The 16,420-nt window shown below is 72.5% G+C and carries 20 protein-coding genes; 6 read left to right on the top strand and 14 right to left on the bottom strand.

Going from position 1 to position 16,420, the window contains the following annotated elements:
- The gene (locus K8U61_RS17355) at positions 1–360 is read left to right on the top strand and encodes a hypothetical protein (protein WP_224124298.1); all 360 of its coding nucleotides are present in this window, start codon (positions 1–3) and stop codon (positions 358–360) included.
- 19 nt (positions 361–379) lie between these two features.
- On the opposite strand, the gene K8U61_RS17360 is transcribed toward K8U61_RS17355, so the two are convergent.
- Genes K8U61_RS17360 through K8U61_RS17375 form a run of 4 tightly spaced genes read right to left on the bottom strand, consistent with a single transcriptional unit; the run spans position 380 to position 3,579 of the window.
- Positions 380–1,144, bottom strand: a complete 765-nt coding sequence (locus K8U61_RS17360) for a sulfite exporter TauE/SafE family protein (RefSeq protein ID WP_224124299.1) — start codon at positions 1,142–1,144, stop codon at positions 380–382.
- A complete protein-coding gene (locus K8U61_RS17365; RefSeq protein WP_224124300.1) occupies positions 1,141–2,265 on the bottom strand; it encodes an SPFH domain-containing protein in 1,125 nt (374 codons plus the stop codon). The genes K8U61_RS17360 and K8U61_RS17365 overlap by 4 nt, the downstream gene beginning before the upstream one ends.
- A 22-nt stretch (positions 2,266–2,287) precedes the next feature.
- Positions 2,288–2,749, bottom strand: a complete 462-nt coding sequence (locus K8U61_RS17370) for an NfeD family protein (RefSeq protein WP_224124301.1) — start codon at positions 2,747–2,749, stop codon at positions 2,288–2,290.
- A 35-nt stretch (positions 2,750–2,784) separates the two neighbouring features.
- Positions 2,785–3,579, bottom strand: coding sequence for an ABC transporter ATP-binding protein (locus K8U61_RS17375; RefSeq protein WP_224124302.1), 795 nt, complete (start codon positions 3,577–3,579; stop codon positions 2,785–2,787).
- A gap of 53 nt (positions 3,580–3,632) precedes the next feature.
- On the opposite strand from K8U61_RS17375, the gene K8U61_RS17380 reads away from it, so the two are divergent.
- Positions 3,633–4,367: an Rv1486c family protein gene (locus tag K8U61_RS17380; RefSeq protein WP_224124303.1), complete on the top strand. Its 735-nt coding sequence runs from the start codon at positions 3,633–3,635 to the stop codon at positions 4,365–4,367.
- Positions 4,368–4,402: 35 nt separating this feature from the next.
- Complete coding sequence (serB, locus tag K8U61_RS17385) at positions 4,403–5,617, top strand: phosphoserine phosphatase SerB (RefSeq protein ID WP_224124304.1); 1,215 nt, start codon at positions 4,403–4,405, stop codon at positions 5,615–5,617.
- Positions 5,618–5,646: 29 nt separating this feature from the next.
- Here serB and K8U61_RS17390 read toward each other — a convergent pair whose 3' ends face one another.
- From K8U61_RS17390 to K8U61_RS17405, 4 genes are read right to left on the bottom strand one after another with little or no spacing between them, the layout of a single operon-like run.
- On the bottom strand, positions 5,647–6,150 hold the full coding sequence (locus K8U61_RS17390; protein ID WP_224124305.1) for a SixA phosphatase family protein: 504 nt from the start codon (positions 6,148–6,150) through the stop codon (positions 5,647–5,649).
- A 4-nt stretch (positions 6,151–6,154) separates the two neighbouring features.
- Positions 6,155–6,925 (bottom strand): enoyl-ACP reductase FabI, encoded by a 771-nt coding sequence (fabI, locus tag K8U61_RS17395; RefSeq protein WP_224124306.1) that lies wholly within the window; start codon positions 6,923–6,925, stop codon positions 6,155–6,157.
- A gap of 1 nt (position 6,926) precedes the next feature.
- Complete coding sequence (locus K8U61_RS17400; RefSeq protein ID WP_224124307.1) at positions 6,927–7,646, bottom strand: beta-ketoacyl-ACP reductase; 720 nt, start codon at positions 7,644–7,646, stop codon at positions 6,927–6,929.
- A 60-nt stretch (positions 7,647–7,706) separates the two neighbouring features.
- Positions 7,707–7,919 carry a dodecin gene (locus K8U61_RS17405; protein WP_224124308.1) on the bottom strand — a complete coding sequence of 71 codons (213 nt, stop codon included), beginning with the start codon at positions 7,917–7,919 and terminating at the stop codon, positions 7,707–7,709.
- 65 nt (positions 7,920–7,984) lie between these two features.
- Here K8U61_RS17405 and K8U61_RS17410 point away from each other — a divergent pair, with 65 nt between their 5' ends.
- Both K8U61_RS17410 and K8U61_RS17415 read left to right on the top strand, forming a co-directional pair.
- Positions 7,985–8,335, top strand: a complete 351-nt coding sequence (locus K8U61_RS17410) for a DUF3099 domain-containing protein (protein WP_224124309.1) — start codon at positions 7,985–7,987, stop codon at positions 8,333–8,335.
- A gap of 124 nt (positions 8,336–8,459) precedes the next feature.
- Entirely contained in the window at positions 8,460–8,645 is a 186-nt protein-coding gene (locus K8U61_RS17415) for an acetone carboxylase (protein ID WP_224124310.1), read from the top strand.
- On the opposite strand, the gene moaA is transcribed toward K8U61_RS17415, so the two are convergent.
- Complete coding sequence (gene moaA / locus K8U61_RS17420; RefSeq protein WP_224124311.1) at positions 8,632–9,624, bottom strand: GTP 3',8-cyclase MoaA; 993 nt, start codon at positions 9,622–9,624, stop codon at positions 8,632–8,634. The genes K8U61_RS17415 and moaA overlap by 14 nt on opposite strands.
- A 207-nt stretch (positions 9,625–9,831) precedes the next feature.
- Between moaA and K8U61_RS17425 the strand changes: the two genes are divergently transcribed.
- On the top strand, positions 9,832–10,791 hold the full coding sequence (locus tag K8U61_RS17425) for an SURF1 family cytochrome oxidase biogenesis protein (protein WP_224124312.1): 960 nt from the start codon (positions 9,832–9,834) through the stop codon (positions 10,789–10,791).
- Here K8U61_RS17425 and K8U61_RS17430 read toward each other — a convergent pair.
- The 5 genes from K8U61_RS17430 to K8U61_RS17450 are packed head-to-tail and all read right to left on the bottom strand — an operon-like array spanning position 10,677 to position 16,357.
- Positions 10,677–11,432, bottom strand: a complete 756-nt coding sequence (locus tag K8U61_RS17430; protein WP_224124313.1) for an SDR family oxidoreductase — start codon at positions 11,430–11,432, stop codon at positions 10,677–10,679. The genes K8U61_RS17425 and K8U61_RS17430 overlap by 115 nt on opposite strands.
- Positions 11,417–13,309, bottom strand: coding sequence for an ABC transporter ATP-binding protein (locus tag K8U61_RS17435; RefSeq protein WP_224124314.1), 1,893 nt, complete (start codon positions 13,307–13,309; stop codon positions 11,417–11,419). Before K8U61_RS17435 ends, K8U61_RS17430 begins: the two co-directional genes overlap by 16 nt.
- 25 nt (positions 13,310–13,334) lie before the next feature.
- Entirely contained in the window at positions 13,335–14,123 is a 789-nt protein-coding gene (locus K8U61_RS17440; RefSeq protein WP_224124315.1) for an enoyl-CoA hydratase/isomerase family protein, read from the bottom strand.
- Between the two features lie 21 nt (positions 14,124–14,144).
- The gene (locus tag K8U61_RS17445) at positions 14,145–14,726 is read right to left on the bottom strand and encodes a maleylpyruvate isomerase N-terminal domain-containing protein (protein WP_224124316.1); all 582 of its coding nucleotides are present in this window, start codon (positions 14,724–14,726) and stop codon (positions 14,145–14,147) included.
- A 32-nt stretch (positions 14,727–14,758) separates the two neighbouring features.
- Positions 14,759–16,357, bottom strand: a complete 1,599-nt coding sequence (locus K8U61_RS17450; RefSeq protein ID WP_224124317.1) for an ABC-F family ATP-binding cassette domain-containing protein — start codon at positions 16,355–16,357, stop codon at positions 14,759–14,761.
- Positions 16,358–16,420: the final 63 nt, after the last annotated feature.

Below are 16,420 nucleotides of genomic sequence, written 5' to 3' on the forward strand. Positions count from 1 at the left end.
ATGAATCCTGTGATCGGACTCTCCCTCGGCCGGATCGCGGTCGGCGCCGCCGCGGTGGCCGTGCCCGAGATGGTGACGAAGAACCTCGGCGTCGACCCGGTCGCCAACCCGCAGGCGTCCTACGTCACCCGACTCTTCGGCGTGCGTGAGATCGCGATCGGCCTGGCCACGCTCACCACCGGCGGCAAGAGTCGCAAGGGTGTCATCGGCATCGGCGTGCTCGTCGACGCCGGCGACGCGGCGGCCAGCTACCTCGCCATGCAGGAGGGCCAGATCAGCAAGAAGGCCGCCCTCACGCTGCTCGGTCCCGCCGTGGGTGCGGTCGGCTCGGGTCTGCTCGCGCTGGTACGCCGGGGCTGACCCGGGCAGCGGGGCCTCCTCAGGTCGCCAGGAAGACGACGAGCGCGACCAGGCCGACCACGACGATCACCACGCGCAGCACCGCGCTGGGGAGCCGGCGGCCCACGGTCGCGCCGAGCTGGCCCCCGACGACCGAGCCGACGCCGATCAGCAGCACGATCCACCAGTCGACGTCGGCCACCACGGCGAAGATCAGCCCGGCCACGGCGTTGACCAGGCCGGCGAGGACGTTCTTGGTCGCGTTGAGCCGCTGCAGCGTCTCGTCGATGCCGATGCCCATCACGGCCATCAGCAGCACGCCCTGCGCGGCGCCGAAGTAGCCGCCGTAGACGCCCGTGACGAAGACGGCCGGCCACACCCACCAGGCTCCGTGGGCGGGCAGGCCGCCGTGGGAGCCGTGCCGCGCAGCCACCCAGACGGAGATCCGCGGCTGCAGCACCACCAGCACCAGCCCGAGCACGATCAGCACGGGCACGATCGCGGCGAACGCACCGGACGGCAGCAGGAGCAGCAGCACCGCACCCGTCGTACCGCCGAGCAGCGAGGCCACGCTCAGCCGCAGCACCCGCGACCGCTGCCCGGCGAGCTCCCGGCGGTAGCCGATCGCCCCGGACGCCGACCCGGGCACCAACCCGATCGTGTTGGACACGTTGGCCGTGACCGGGGGTACGCCGAACGCCAGCAGGGTCGGGAACGTGATCAACGTCCCCGACCCCACCACGGTGTTGATGGTGCCGGCCGCGACCCCCGCGAGCAGGATCGCGACGACCTCGACGACGCTCACCGAGCCGGGGGCACCTCACCCGGGTCGATGGCGGGGTCGGTGCTGTCCACCGGCGCGGCGTGGGTCGGGCTCGCGGCGTTCGAGGCCTCCGCGATCGCGGCTCGGACGGCCTCGTCGGTCTTGCTGAGCTCGGCGTCGTGGGCCGGCTCGACCGGCTCGCTCGGACCCATGTCGACGCGCTTGCGCGGGCCGTCGACCTGCTGCGGGATGCCCTGGAGGCTGTTCATCGTCGAGCCGAGACCCTCGAGCGCCTTGCCGATCTCGCTGGGCACGATCCAGACCTTGTTGGCGTCGCCCTCGGCGATCTTCGGCATCATCTGGAGGTACTGGTAGGCCAGCAGCGACTGGTCGGGCTGTCCGTCGTGGATCGCCTGGAAGACCGTCTGGATCGCCTGGCCCTCACCCTGGGCGCGCAGGATCGCGGCCTCGCGGTCGGCCTGTGCCCGCAGGATCTGCGACTCGCGCTCGCCCTCCGCGTTGAGGATCGCGGACTGCTTGTTGCCCTCCGCGGTGAGGATCGCGGACTGGCGCTCGCCCTCGGCGGTCAGGATCAGGGCGCGCTTGTCGCGGTCGGCCCGCATCTGCTTCTCCATCGCGTCCCGGATGGACACCGGCGGCTCGATGCTCTTGATCTCGACCCGCTTGGCCTTGATCCCCCACCGACCGGTCGCCTCGTCGAGCACCGCGGACAGACCGGCGTTGATCCGGTCGCGACCGGTCAGCGTCTCCTCGAGGTCCATGCCGCCGACGATGTTGCGGACGGCCGTCGAGGTCAGCTGGTGCACCGCGTCGATGTAGTTGCCGATCTCGTACGTCGCCGCCACGGGGTCGGTGACCTGGAAGTAGATGACGGTGTCGATCGCGACACCGAGGTTGTCCTCGGTGATGACGTTCTGTGGCGGGAACGACACGACCTGCTCGCGCATGTCGATGACGTAGCGGACCTTGTCGATGAAGGGCACGACCAGGTGAGGGCCGGCGCCGAGGCTGCCCTTGTAGCGGCCGAGTCGCTCGACAAGTCCGGTGTGCGCCTGCGGGATGATCCGGATCGACTTCGCCAGCGTCGTCACCACGAAGAGCAGGACGACGACGGCGATGATGAGCAAGATCAGCTGTCCCATGAGGGATCCTCTCGGTGGTGTCTCAGGGCTCGAGTGTCGCGATCGGGTGGACGTAGGCCGTCGCGCCCCGGATCTCGAGGACCTCGACGGTGCTGCCGGCCGGGATGATGAGGTGCTCGTCGTACGGCTTGGCGAGCCAGTCCTCGCCGCCCACCTTGATCCGACCGGGCGCCAGCGCGGAGATGTCCCCCGGCGTGACGGCCTGCAGTCCGATCAGCGTCTGCGGGCCGACCCGGAGCTCGGGGCCGCTGTGCAGCCGGCGGACGACGTTGGGGCGGACCATCGCGAGCATGCCCACGGAGACGACCGCGGCCACGATGACCTGGAGCACCACTGCGCCGCCGGCCGCCGCGGTGACCGCGCCGCCCACGGCACCGACCGCGAGCATGATGAGCACCAGGTCGAGGCTCACCAGCTCGGCGAGACCGAGCACCGCGGCGAGACCCAGCCAGGCCGCCCACGCGTTGTCGCTCAGCCAGTCCATGACGTGACCCTAGCCTCCCGACCCCCACCGATGGGTCAGCGTTGGCGCGTCCGCCTGCGGGCGTTGAAACGGCCGTCCGCGTGCTGCAGCACCAGCGGCATGCCGAAGGTCGACGAGAGCGTGCCGGCGGTGACGACCTCGTCGATCGGCCCGGCCGCCACGACGCCGCCCTTGCGGAGCAGCAGGGCGTGGGTGAAGCCGGGCGGGATCTCCTCCACGTGGTGGGACACCAGGACGGTCGCCGGCGAGTCCGGGTCGGCGGCGAGCACCGACAGGGTGGAGACGAGGTCCTCGCGACCACCGAGGTCCAGGCCGGCCGCCGGCTCGTCGAGGAGCAGCAGCTCGGGGTCGGTCATCAGTGCCCGGGCGATCTGGACGCGCTTGCGCTCGCCCTCGCTGAGGGTGCCGAACGTGCGGTCCACGAGATGCGCCGCGCCGACCTCGGTGAGCAGCTGGCCGGCCCGGTCGTGGTCCAGGTCGTCGTAGTCCTCACGCCAGCGCCCGACCACGCCGTACGACGCCGACACGACGACGTCCTGCACGCTCTCGCTGCGCGGGATGCGCTCCGCGATGGCCGCGCTCGTCAGGCCGATCCGCGGGCGCAGCTCGAAGACGTCGACCGTGCCGAGCACTTCGCCCAGGACGGCGGCGACGCCGCTCGTCGGGTGCATCTGCGAGCTCGCGACCTGCAGCAGCGTGGTCTTGCCGGCGCCGTTGGGACCGAGGATCACCCAACGCTCGTCCTCCTCGACCCGCCAGCTGATCCGGTCGAGCAGGGTGGCCTGTCCTCGTCGCACGGTGACGTCGACGAAGTCCAGGACGGCGCTCATGCGGCCACCCTATCGACCGCCCCTCACGCCCCGGACGCGTATCCTCGCCCGCCGTGACCTCTCCCCTCCCGGCCTCCGCCAGGCTCGCCTGGTGGGGCACGTCGTGGCTGCGCGGCCAGGTCGTGACCGACCTGCTCGTCGACGCCGTGCTCGGCGACGACGCGACCCACGCCGTCGCCGGGCTGCCCGGCAGCGACGTCACCGAGACGCTGGTCGGCGCGCTGGCGCGGCTGCGCTCGCTCGGCGCGACCGCCCTGGGGGCGGCGTTCCCTGCGGAGGGGGACCCGCTCGGGCTCGGCGGTCCGCGGAGGTTCAACGCCGATGCGCTGGAGGCCGGCGAGGCCGTCGTCGTGAGCGGTACGCCGCTCGGGCTGGTGCCCCTGCGCACGGGTGCCGCGACGGTGTGGACCTGCCAGCCGGCCGACCGCCGCCAGCTCCCGGACGTCGGCGAGGCGGACCGCGACCTGCGCGCCGGCCTGATCGCCGCGGCCGAGGCGCTGGCCGATCTCGACGTGGCCCGGTGGCGGCCCGAGGTGGCCGACGAGCTGATGGACCTGCGGCACCGCGACCCGCTCGTGGCGCCCGACGGCGTACCCGCCCGGTGCGTCGAGCTCGCCGCACGGGGCCTGCGCGCGATGACCATCGTCGGGCTGGCGCTGGCCGACGACGGCGGGGCCGTCAGCGCCGGAGAGGCGTCCGCGCGCCGCGCCGCCCTCGTCCCGCTGGACCGCGTCGGCCGTCGGGCGCTGACCGCCGCGTGCTCGCCCGAGGTGTGGCCGCCGGCGTGAGCGCGCCCGCTCCGGGCGATAGCCTCCCGGGTGTCATGACTGCGCCGAAGCCCGAGACCCTGCTCATCACGCTGACCGGCAAGGACCGCCCCGGCGTGACCTCCTCGGTCTTCACCGCGCTCTCCGGGGTCGGCGTCCAGGTGCTCGACATCGAGCAGATCGTGCTGCGCGGCCGCCTCATCCTCGGCGTGCTCGTCACCGCGCCGCGCAACGCCGCGAAGCTGCGCTCCGCCGTCGAGGACACCGCCGGCGCTCTCGGCATGAGCGTCGACGTCGACGCGGGCGTCGGCGACAACCGCTCACGGGGCACCGGTCGCTCCCACGTCACCGTCATCGGCAGCCCGCTCCGGGCCGCGGCCATGGCCGCCGTCGCCGGCCGGATCGCCGACGCCGGCGCCAACATCGACCGGATCGAGCGGATGGCGCGCTACCCGGTCACCGCCATCGACCTGCACGTCTCCGGCGTCGAGACCGCCGCCCTGCGGACCGTCCTGGCCGCGGAGGCCGCCGAGCACGGCGTGGACATCGCGGTGCAGCCGGCGAGCCTGATGCGCCGCGGCACCCGCCTGATCGTCATGGACGTCGACTCCACGCTGATCCAGGGCGAGGTGATCGAGATGCTCGCCGCCCACGCCGGCTGCGAGGCCGAGGTCGCCGCCGTGACCGAGGCCGCCATGCGCGGCGAGCTCGACTTCGAGGAGTCGCTGCGCTCCCGGGTGGCGCTGCTCGCCGGGGTGCCCGTGACCGCGCTGGACGAGGTGTACGACGCGATCGTGCTCGCGCCGGGCGCTCGCACCATGGTGCGCACCCTGCGCCGCCTGGGCTACCGCTTCGCGATCGTCTCGGGCGGCTTCAGCCAGATCACCGACCGGCTGGCCGAGGACCTCGGCATCCACTTCGCCCGCGCCAACGAGCTCGAGATCGCCGACGGCCGGCTCACCGGCGGCATCGTCGGCCCGGTGGTCGACCGGGCGGGCAAGGCCGCCGCGCTGCGGGAGTTCGCCGACTCCATCGGCGTGCCGCTGGCCGCCACGATCGCCATCGGCGACGGCGCCAACGACCTCGACATGCTCAACGCCGCGGGCCTCGGCATCGCCTACAACGCCAAGCCGCTGGTCCGCGACGCCGCCGACACCTCGGTCAACGTGCCCTACCTCGACACGATCATGTACCTCCTCGGCATCTCCCGCGAGGAGGTCGAGGCCGCCGACGCCGAGGCCGGCATCGTCACCCCCGCGCCGCCGGTCTGAGCCGGTGCGGGATTCCTGAGAAGTCCGCCTCAGCCGCGACCGACGTACGACGCGACCAGGTCGGCCGAGCCGGTGGTCAGGTCGGCCCAGGCGCCGTCGTACCCGAAGACCGCGAGGGCACTGGTCGGGAAGTCGCCCTCGAGGGCGTCGCCGGCCCCCGAGGGGCCGTCGCCGGAGTCGAGCAGCTGCGCGAGGTAGGCCATGGTCGGGTTGTGGCCGATGACGAGCAGCGAGTCGACCTCGTCGGGCACGAGCCGGATCAGGTCGATGGCGGTCTCCGGCCCCGCGGCGTAGAGCCCCCGGTCGAAGTCGGGCTCCAGGGTCCACGAGGCCCCGCCGGCCAGTGAGGCCCAGGTCTCGCGGGTGCGGAGCGCGGCGGAGACCAGCGCGTGGTCGGGCACGAAGCCGGTGTTGGCCAGCCAGGCCCCGGCGTCGGCGGCGTCGCGGAGGCCGCGGTCGGCGAGCGGCCGCTCGAAGTCGGTCGGGCCGTCCTGCTCCGCCTTGGAGTGCCGCATCACGACCAGTCGGCCCACCGCGTCACGCTCCCATCGCGTGGAAGCCGCCGTCCACGTGCACGATCTCGCCGCTGGTCGCCGGGAAGAAGTCCGAGAGCAACGCACAGACCGCCTTCGCGGTCGGCTCCTGGTCGGTGTTGTCCCAGCCGAGCGGCGCGCGGGTGCTCCACATCGCCTCGAGGTCCTCGAAGCCCGGGATCGCCTTCGCCGCGAGCGTCTTCAGCGGACCGGCGGAGACCAGGTTGACCCGGATGCCGTCCGGGCCGAGGTCGCGGGCCAGGTAGCGCGAGGTCGACTCCAGACCCGCCTTGGCGACGCCCATCCAGTCGTACGCCGGCCAGGCGACGGTCGCGTCGAAGGTCAGCCCGACCACGGAACCGCCGTCCGCCATCAGCGGCTTGCAGGCGAGCGCCAGCGACTTCAGCGAGTAGGCCGAGACGTGCACCGCCTGCGCCACGTCGTCCCACGGTCCGGTGAGGAACTTGCCGCCGAGCAGCGTCTCCGGGTTGCCGTAGGCGATCGAGTGCACCACGCCGTCGAGGCCGTCGACGTGCTCGCGCACCTGCGCCTCCAGCCCCGCCAGGTGGTCGGGGTCGGTCACGTCGAGCTCGAGCACCGGCGGCTCGACGGGGAGCCGCTTGGCGATCCGCCGGGTGATCCCGAGCGCCCGCCCGAAGTTGGAGATGAGCACCGTCGCGCCCTGCTCCTGCGCGACCTTCGCGGTCGCGAACCCGATGGAGCTGTCCATCGTCACGCCCGCGACCAGGATCCGCTTGCCGTCCAAGATGCCCATGTCAGTGCCCCATTCCGAGTCCACCGTCGACCGGGATGACCGCCCCGGTGACGTACGCCGCGCCGGGGCCGGTCAGCCACAGCACCGTCTCCGCGATCTCCTCGACCGCGCCGTAGCGGCCGAGCGGCACCTGCGCCTTGATCGCGGCCTTCTGCTCGTCGGTGAGCACGCCCGTCATGTCGGTCTCGATGAAGCCGGGAGCGACGACGTTCGCCGTGATCGAGCGCGAGCCGAGCTCCCGCGCGATCGAGCGCGCCATGCCGACCAGCCCGGACTTCGAGGCCGCGTAGTTGACCTGGCCGGCCGAGCCCAGCAGGCCCACCACCGAGGAGATGAAGACGATCCGCCCGCGCTTGAGCCGCAGCATCCCCTTGGACGCCCGCTTGGCCAGCCGGAACGAGCCGGTGAGGTTGGTGTCGATGACCGACGACCAGTCGTCGTCCGACATCCGCAGGAGCAGCGTGTCGGCGGTGATGCCCGCGTTGGCGATCAGCACCTCGACCGGGCCGTGGGCCTCCTCGATCGTCGCGAAGGCGGCCTCGACCTGCTCCGGGTCGGTCACGTCGCACCGCACGTCGAGGGCCCCGTCGGGGGCGCCGCCGCTGCGCGTGGTCACCGCGACCTTGTCGCCCCGGGCGACGAACGCCTCGGCGATCGCGCGGCCGATGCCGCGGTTGCCGCCGGTCACGAGGACCGACCTGGGCTCCTGTGGTTCGCTCACGCCGCGACGCTATCGACTACCGGCGGGTACGCCGAAAGCGGTCCGGATCCCTACCGAGAATCAGTCGTCCTCGAGCCGGAAGCCCACCTTCATGCCCACCTGGAAGTGCTCGACCTGGCCGTCCTTGATCTGGCCGCGGACCTGGGTCACCTCGAACCAGTCGAGGTGTCGCAGGGTCTTGCCGGCGCGCTCGATGGCGTTGCGGACGGCCTCGTCGATGCCCTCCGGGGAGGTGCCGACGATCTCGGTGACTCGGTAGGTGCGGTTCGTCATGGCCCGAGACTAGTCCCGCCCCGGCCTCGCCTTGGGGGACCGGCGTCCCGACGTAAGATGGACCAATGGCCAAGCAGCGGCACCAGGAGCCGGTCCGCATCACCACGGCCGCCTCCAACCGTGCCGACGACATCCGCACGCGGCAGCGTCGCTACCTCTTCTCGATGAGCCTGCGCACCGTCTGCTTCGTGGGCGCGATCGTGGCCGCGCTCAACGGCATCGCCTGGCTGTGGCCGATCCTGATCGCCGCGGCGCTGATCCTCCCGTACATCGCCGTGGTGATGGCCAACGCCGTCGCCAAGAGCGACGCGGTCGACCTCCCACCCGGCGCTTTCAACGCTCGCGAGCTCGGCGGGCAGCCGAATCCGTGGTCGACCGGTGCGGACCGGCACGAGTCCGGTGGCGCGCGTCCTTGACTTCGGGACGCGTGATGACAGAATCGCCGCGCGAGCCGGGTCTCCCCCGTCTCGGTTCGCAGCGGTGCCGGACGGCTTCCCCCGTGGTCGTCTGGCACCGTTCCCATTTCCGGAAGGTGCAGCCGTGACCGACGTGTGCTCCGCGAAGGGCTGCCAGGCGCCCGCCGCCTGGGAGCTCCAGTGGAACAACCCGAAGCTGCACACCCCCGACCGTCGCAAGATCTGGCTGGCGTGCGACGACCACCGGCAGTCGCTGTCGGACTTCCTCGGAGCGCGGGGCTTCCTGAAGGACGTCGTCAGCCACCGATAGCCGACATCGGCCGGTCCGGCTGCAGGAAGGTCGGGTCGTCGATCCCGTGGCCGGCGCGCTTGCCGGCCATCGCGGTCACCCACCGGTCGGCGATCTCCTCGTCGGAGGCCCCGCCGCGCAGCGCGGCCCGCAGGTCGGACTCCTCGCGCGCGAAGAGGCAGTTGCGGATCTGGCCGTCGGCGGTCAGCCGCACGCGGTCGCAGTCGCCGCAGAAGGGACGCGTCACGGACGCGATCACGCCCACGGTCGCCGGGCCGCCGTCGACCAGGAAGAGCTCGGCCGGGGCGCTCCCCCGCGGCTCGTCGGCGGGCTTGAGCACGAACTCCGACTCCAGCGCGGTGAAGATCTCGTCCGCGGTCACCATGCCGTCGCGGGACCAGCCGTGCTGGGCGTCGAGCGGCATCTGCTCGATGAACCGCAGCTCGTAGCCCTCACCGATCGCCCAGCGCAGGAGCTCGGGCGCCTGGTCGTCGTTGATGCCCCGCATCAGGACGGCGTTGACCTTGACCGGGCCCAGCCCGGCGTCGCGGGCGGCCGCGAGTCCGGCGAGGACGTCCGGCAGCCGGTCACGTCGGGTGATCGCGGCGAAGGACTCGGGCCGGATGCTGTCCAGGCTCACGTTGACCCGGTCGAGCCCGGCCTCCGCGAGGGCGGTCGCCGTGCGCGCCAGGCCGAGCGCGTTGGTGGTCAGCGAGGTCTCGACGCCGAGGGCGTGCGTACGCCGGACGATGTCGACGAGGCCGCGCCGGACGAGCGGCTCACCACCGGTGAAGCGGACCTCCTCGACACCGAGCAGCTCGACACCGACCCGGACCAGGCGGACCACCTCGTCGTCGGTGAGCACCGAGTCGTCCGGCAGCCAGTCGAGGCCCTCGGCGGGCATGCAGTAGCTGCACCGCAGGTTGCACCGGTCCGTCAGCGAGACGCGCAGATCGGTCGCGACGCGGCCGTAACGGTCCTCGAGCCTTCTCCGGTGCACCCCGCCAGTCTAGGCACGTCCTCCCGACGATTACCGTGGACAAGTGGCCACCACCGAGCGTCCGCCGTGCGTCCCGCACCCCGGGCACGCACCTCGCTTCGTTGGCGTCGCTCGTCAGACAGCCCGGTATGCCGTCGCGCCGCCGCCTTGCGATGCACGCACCCGGAGCACGGGCCGCCTCCGGCCGACACCCGGCGGTGACCACTGATGCAGTCGTGGCGCTTCCTCCTCAGCCGGCGCTGGCTGCTCTTCGCGGTCGTCGTCGCGGTGCTCTGCTACGCCGCGTGGTGGCTGGGCGAGTGGCAGTTCGGCCGCCTGGCCGACCGCAAGGAGAGCAACGCGATCGTCCGTGCCAACGAGACGAAGGACCCCACGCCCGTCGCCGACGTGCTCGCGCCCGGGCGTCCGGTCTCCGAGGACGACGAGTGGCGCCGGGTCACGGCGACCGGGACGTACGACGCCGACAACACCGTGATCGTGCGCTACCGCACCCGCGACGGGTCGTCGGGCGTCGATGCGGTCGTCCCGCTCGTCACCGACAGCGGCACCAGCCTGCTGGTCGACCGCGGCTGGATGGCCACCGACAACCAGGGCACCTCCCCCGACGACGTCCCGGAGCCGCCCACGGGCGAGGTGACGGTCGAGGGCTGGGTGCGTGCCGACGCGACCGACAGCAGCAGCGTCGAGGACCACTCGACCCGGGCGATCTCCAGCAGCGACATCGGCCCGGCGATCGACCAGCAGGTCTACGGCGGCTTCGTCGAGCTCGACACCGAGGACGGCGCGCCCGCCGACGGACTCCTCCCGGTCGAGCTGCCCGAGCTCGACAACGGCCCGCACTTCTTCTACGGCCTGCAGTGGTGGTTCTTCGGCGTCCTCGCGTTCTTCGGCTTCTTCTACCTCGCCTACGACGAGCGACGCGGCCAGCGCCGGGGCGACGAGCCCCAGCGCGAGAAGGTGGTCGCCGAGCGCAAGCGGCGCCGCGCCGAGAAGGACGCGAAGAAGCGCGCGGTCAAGGAGGCCTACCAGCGGGCGTACGCCGCGGAGCGGGCTCAGAGGGCGCGCAGCATGCCGCCGTCGACCGGGACCATCGCGCCCGAGACGAAGGACGACGCCGGCGAGAGCAGGAACGCCGCCACCCGGCCGAACTCCTCCGGCACGCCGTAGCGGCGCAGCGGGATCGTCCGGATCGCGGCCGCCCGCGCCGCGTCGGCGTCCCCGCTCGCGGCGTCGAGCTCGGCCACGCGCTCGGTGCCGACCCGGCCCGGCAGCAGGCCGTTGACCCGGACGCCGGCCGGACCGAGCTCGTCGGCGAGCTGCTTGGCCACCATGCCGAGCCCGGGACGCAGGCCGTTGGAGACCGCCATGTCCGACAGCGGCGCCCGGACGCTGCTGGAGAGCACGAAGGCGAGCGCCCCGCCGGGCGGCAGCGCCGGTCCGATGGTCCGGCCGAGCCGGACGGCGCCCAGGAAGACCGACTCGAACGCGGCGGACCACTGGTCGTCGGTGATCCCCGTGACCGGCCCCTTCGGCGGACCACCGACGCTGACGAGCGCCCCGTCGAGCCGCCCCCAGCGCTCCTGGGCGGCCGCGACCAGCCGCTCCGGCGTGCCGGGGTCGGCGTTGTCGGCGACCACGAGCTCGACGGCGTCGCCCAGCGCGTCCCGGGCCTGGGCGAGCGACTCCTCGCTGCGGCCGGACAGCACCACCCGCGCGCCCTCCGCGACGAGGACGTCCACGGTGGCCCGGCCGAGACCCCGCGCCCCTCCCGTGACGACGAAGACGCGGTCGGTCAGGCCGAGGTCCATGAGTCCTCCGTCGGCTGGGTGTTGAACTGGGTGCGGTAGAGGTCGAGGTAGAGACCGCCCGTGGCGATCAGCTCGGCGTGGGTCCCGCGCTGCACGATCCGGCCGTCCTCGACCACGAGGATGAGGTCGGCGTTGCGCACCGTCGACAGCCGGTGCGCGATCACCAGGGACGTGCGCCCGCGCAGGGCGGCGTCGAGCGCCCGTTGCACGGCGGCCTCGGACTCGCTGTCGAGGTGGGCGGTGGCCTCGTCGAGGACCACGATCGACGGCGCCTTGAGCAGCAGCCGGGCGATCGCGAGCCGCTGGCGCTCGCCGCCGGAGAGCCGGTAGCCGCGGTCGCCGACGACGGTGTCGAGCCCGTCCGGGAGGTGCCGGACCAGCTCGGCGACCTGGGCCGCCTCGAGCGCCGCCCAGACCTGCTCGTCGCTCGCTCCCGGGCGCGCGTAGCGCAGGTTGGCCCCGATCGTGTCGTGGAACATGTGGGCGTCCTGGGTGACGTAGCCGACGGCGTCCTCGAGCGACTGGAGCGTCACCGCGCGGACGTCGTGGCCGTCGACGCTCACCTGACCCTCGGAGACGTCGTAGAGCCGGGCCACCAGGTGGGTGATGGTCGACTTGCCGGCGCCGGACGGACCGACCAGGGCGACCATCTGTCCGGGCTCGGCCACGAAGCTGACATCGGTGAGCACCTGGCCGCTGTCGGCCGACTCGGGCCGGGCGACCGTCTCCAGCGAGGCCAGCGAGACCTCGTCGGCGCGCGGGTAGTGGAACGAGACGTGGTCGAAGGTCAGCCGGCTGGCCGACCGCGGCAGCGCGACGGCGTCCGGACGCTCCTGCACCAGCGACGGCAGGTCCAGCACCTCGAAGACGCGCTCGAAGCTCACCAGCGCCGTCATCACGTCGATCCGGACGTTCGAGAGGCCCTGGAGCGGCCCGAGCAACCTCACCAGCAGCGTGGCGAGGGCCAGCAGCGTGCCGACGGTGAGGGCACCGCTGATCGCGAGGTGGCCGCCCACGCCGTAGACGAGCGCGGTGGCGAGCGCGGGCACCGCCATCATCGCGGCGAGGAAGACCCGCTGGATCAGCGAGATCTGCACGCCGAGGTCGCGGACCACCGCGGCCTTGTCGGCGAAGGTGCGGTCCTCCTCCGTACGGCGCCCGAAGAGCTTGAGCAGCATCGCACCGCCGACGTTGAAGCGCTCGGTCATCGCGTTGCCGAGATCGGCGTTGCCCTCCATCTGGCGGCGGGTGAGGCCGGCCAGCCGGTTGCCCACCCAGCGCGAGCACAGGTAGAGGAGGGGGAACATCACCAGGCAGAGCAGGGTGATCTCCCAGCTGAGGGCGACCATCGCGATCCCGACGACGACCACGGAGATCGTGTTGGAGACGGTCCCCGAGAGCGTCGAGGTGAAGGCCCGCTGGGCGCCGATGACGTCGTTGTTGAGCCGCGAGACCAGGGCGCCGGTCTGGGTGCGGGTGAAGAACGCGAGCGACTGGCGCTGGACGTGCCCGAAGACCTCCGTACGGAGGTCGTAGATGAGGCCTTCCCCGATCCGCGCCGACAGGTAGCCCATCAGCACGGTCAGCGCGGCGTCGAGGAGCGCCACCGCGGCCATCAGCAGGGCCAGCTCGGTGACCAGCCCGCCGTCGCCGGTGAGGATGCCGTCGTCGACGATCCGCTTGACCAGCAGCGGGGACACGACGACCAGTCCCGCATCGATGACGGTCAGGACCAGGAAGACGGCGATCAGCGGCCGGTGCGGGCGCGCGTAGCCCAGCACCCGTCGGAGGGCCCCTCGGGCCAAGCGTTGCTGGGTGGCGCTCCGGTCGCTGCGCAGCGCGCGGAACGCCGGGCCCATCTGCATGCCCGTCGCCATCGAGGCTCCCCTCCTGGTCTCCTGGTCAGCCGCGCATCAGCGCCGCCAGCTCCCGGAACCGGCGGACCTGCGCCTCGCGCTCCGCGCGACGCTGGTCCTCGAGGCTCCGGTCGGCCGCGCCCTGCAGCAGGGCCTTGGTCTCCCGCACCGCTCCGGCCATCGGGGCGGTCAGGGCGGTGACGAGCTCCGCGACGGTCGACTCCAGCTCCGCAGCGGGTACGGCGGCCAGCGCCAGCCCGATGTCCACGGCCTCGGCGGCCCCGACCATCCGGGCGGTCGCGCAGATCTCCAGCGCCCTGGCATAGCCAACGCACTCGACGAGCGGCTTTGTTCCGGTCAGGTCGGGCACCAGGCCGAGGGCGGACTCCTTCATGCAGAACTGCGCGTCCTCGGCGACCACCCGCAGGTCGCAGGAGAGCGCGAGCTGGAAGCCGGCGCCGATCGCGTAGCCCTGCACGGCCGCGATCGAGACGAAGCGCGGGTCGCGGAGGAAGGTGAAGCCCTGCTGGTAGGCGTCGATGGTGTCCGAGACCTCGTCGTCGGCGAGCGCCAGCAGCCCGGCGACGGACTCCTCGCCCGAGCTGGCGGACGGGTCGAGCATCGCCCGGTCGAGGCCGGCGGAGAACGAGTGGCCCTCGCCCTTCACCACGACGACCCGCACGTCGTCGGGAAGGGAGGCGCCGACCTCGGCGAGCGCCCGCCACATGGTCGGCGTCTGTGCGTTGCGCACCTCGGGCCGGTGGAGGGTGATCGTCGCGACCACGCCGTCGACGGAGTGCGTCAGGCCGGCCTTGAGCAGGGAGTCAGCGTCCATGGTGCGCACCATAACCGTGGGTCACCCGCCCTCCGGCAGCCGCCCGGCGAGGGATGCCCCGCCCAGCTCGGCCACCGTCGCACGAGCGAGGTCGAGGGCGGTGGCGGGGACCGGGTGGTCACTGATCAGGTCGACCTGGTGGATGACGTCCTCGACGGCCCAGATCGTCAGGTAGTCGCCGGCCGTGAAGACCTGGTGCTGCCACAGGTAGTGGCCCTCGGCCAGCGCGGCGGCGCCCCGGAGCACCGCCTCCGCGACGTACCGCAGCTCCGTGCAGGCCGAGGACGGTCGTGCGAAGGCGGCCGTGCGGCGCCGCTGCGCCATCAGGGTGTCGACCGGCTCGCCGGCCTCCGTCTCGTCGAACGTGGGCCAGTAGGACGCCGCGTCGACCGTGGGCTCGTCGGCGACGGGCGAGACCATGCCACCGAGCATCTCCTGCCAGCCCGCGATCACGTGCACGACGACGTCGAGCCGGGTCCACCCGTGGCAGCGGGAGGCGTCGAGCAGCCCCCACTCGTCGAAGCCGTCGACCGCGGCGAGGAAGCCGCGGACCGAGTCGGCGAACGCCGTCCGCCCCGTCTCGAGGTCCACCGTGAGTGCCATACGGCGACCCTAGAGGCGCCCGGGGACACCGCTCAGGCGAGGGACACGAGGTCGGCGTACTCGGCGTTCCAGAGGTCCTCGACGCCGTCGGGGAGGATCAGCACCCGGTCTGGCTCCAGGGCGAAGACGGCGCCCTCGTCGTGGGTGACGAGCACGATCGCGCCCTCGTAGCTGCGGATCGCGGCCAGGACCTCCTCGCGGGACGCCGGGTCGAGGTTGTTGGTGGGCTCGTCGAGGAGCAGCACGTTGGCGCTGGAGACGACCAGGCTGGCGAGCGCGAGCCGGGTCTTCTCACCGCCGGAGAGGACCTTGGCGGGCTTGTGGGCGTCCTCGCCGGAGAAGAGGAACGAGCCGAGGACCGAGCGGGCCTCGGTGTCGGTGAGCTGCGGCGCGGCGGACTGCATGTTCTCCAGGACGGTGCGCTCGACGTCGAGCGTCTCGTGCTCCTGGGCGTAGTAGCCGATCTTGAGCCCGTGACCGGGGACGACCTCTCCGGTGTCGGGCCGGTCGATGCCGCCGAGGATGCGCAGCAGCGTGGTCTTGCCGGCACCGTTGAGGCCGAGGATCACCACGCGCGAGCCCTTGTCGATGGCGAGGTCGACGTCGGTGAAGACCTCGAGCGAGCCGTAGGACTTCGACAGCTCGCTCGCCGTGAGCGGGGTCTTGCCGCAGGCCGCGGGCTTGGGGAAGGCGATCCGCGCGACCTTGTCGGCCTGCCGCTCCCCCTCGACGCCCGCCATCAGCTTCTCGGCACGCTTGAGCATGTTCTGCGCGGCGGTCGCCTTGGTCGCCTTCGCGCGCATCTTGTTGGCCTGGTCGGTGAGCGTCTTGGCCTTGTTCTCGGCGTTCATCCGCTCGCGCTTGCGGCGCTTCTCGTCGGTCTCGCGCTGCTGGAGGTAGGCCTTCCAGCCCACGTTGTAGACGTCGATCTCGCCGCGGTTGGCGTCGAGGTGGAAGACCTTGTTGACGGTCTCCTCGAGCAGGCCGGTGTCGTGGCTGATCACGATCAGCCCGCCCTTGTGCGCCTTCAGGAAGTCGCGCAGCCACAGGATCGAGTCGGCGTCGAGGTGGTTGGTCGGCTCGTCGAGGAGCAGCGTCTCGGCGCCCGAGAAGAGGATCCGGGCCAGCTCGACGCGGCGACGCTGACCGCCGGAGAGCGTCTTGAGCGGCTGGCCGAGCAGGCGGTCCGCGATGCCGAGGCTGTGGGCGATCTGCGCGGCCTCGGACTCCGCGGCGTAGCCGCCGCCGGCGTGCAGCTCGGCGTCGGCGCGCTCGTAGCGGCGCATCGCCTTGTCGCGGACCTTCGGGTCGTCGCTGGCCATGTCGGCCTCGGCCTGCCGGAGGCGGCGTACGGCGTCGTCGAGGCCGCGCGCGGAGAGGATCCGGTCGCGCGCGAGGACCTCGGGGTCGCCGATGCGCGGGTCCTGCGGGAGGTACCCGATCTCGCCGGTCTTCTGCACGCTGCCGGAGGCGGGCAGCGCCTCGCCCGCGAGGATCTTGGTGAGCGTCGTCTTGCCGGCACCGTTGCGGCCGACCAGGCCGACCTTGTCGCCGGCGGCGACCCGGAAGCTGACGTTCTCCATGAGCAGGCGCGCCCCCGCTCGGACCTCGAGCTGGTGGGTGGTGATCATGACTGGCCAATCCTAGGTGCGGGTACGGTCCTGCCTGACATCGGCGAGCTCGACTGGGATGGT

The sequence above is a fragment of the Nocardioides mangrovi genome, from assembly GCF_020073815.1.
Taxonomy (GTDB): Bacteria; Actinomycetota; Actinomycetes; order Propionibacteriales; family Nocardioidaceae; genus Nocardioides; species Nocardioides mangrovi.

Coding starts and splice junctions, on each gene's coding strand:
- K8U61_RS17355 (WP_224124298.1), top strand. CDS start 1: ATGAATCCTGTGATCGGACTCTCCCTCGGCCGGATCGCGGTCGGCGCC.
- K8U61_RS17365 (WP_224124300.1), bottom strand. CDS start 2,265: ATGGGACAGCTGATCTTGCTCATCATCGCCGTCGTCGTCCTGCTCTTC.
- K8U61_RS17370 (WP_224124301.1), bottom strand. CDS start 2,749: ATGGACTGGCTGAGCGACAACGCGTGGGCGGCCTGGCTGGGTCTCGCC.
- K8U61_RS17375 (WP_224124302.1), bottom strand. CDS start 3,579: ATGAGCGCCGTCCTGGACTTCGTCGACGTCACCGTGCGACGAGGACAG.
- serB (WP_224124304.1), top strand. CDS start 4,403: ATGACTGCGCCGAAGCCCGAGACCCTGCTCATCACGCTGACCGGCAAG.
- fabI (WP_224124306.1), bottom strand. CDS start 6,925: ATGGGCATCTTGGACGGCAAGCGGATCCTGGTCGCGGGCGTGACGATG.
- K8U61_RS17405 (WP_224124308.1), bottom strand. CDS start 7,919: ATGACGAACCGCACCTACCGAGTCACCGAGATCGTCGGCACCTCCCCG.
- K8U61_RS17410 (WP_224124309.1), top strand. CDS start 7,985: ATGGCCAAGCAGCGGCACCAGGAGCCGGTCCGCATCACCACGGCCGCC.
- K8U61_RS17425 (WP_224124312.1), top strand. CDS start 9,832: ATGCAGTCGTGGCGCTTCCTCCTCAGCCGGCGCTGGCTGCTCTTCGCG.
- K8U61_RS17430 (WP_224124313.1), bottom strand. CDS start 11,432: ATGGACCTCGGCCTGACCGACCGCGTCTTCGTCGTCACGGGAGGGGCG.
- K8U61_RS17435 (WP_224124314.1), bottom strand. CDS start 13,309: ATGGCGACGGGCATGCAGATGGGCCCGGCGTTCCGCGCGCTGCGCAGC.
- K8U61_RS17440 (WP_224124315.1), bottom strand. CDS start 14,123: ATGGACGCTGACTCCCTGCTCAAGGCCGGCCTGACGCACTCCGTCGAC.
- K8U61_RS17445 (WP_224124316.1), bottom strand. CDS start 14,726: ATGGCACTCACGGTGGACCTCGAGACGGGGCGGACGGCGTTCGCCGAC.
- K8U61_RS17450 (WP_224124317.1), bottom strand. CDS start 16,357: ATGATCACCACCCACCAGCTCGAGGTCCGAGCGGGGGCGCGCCTGCTC.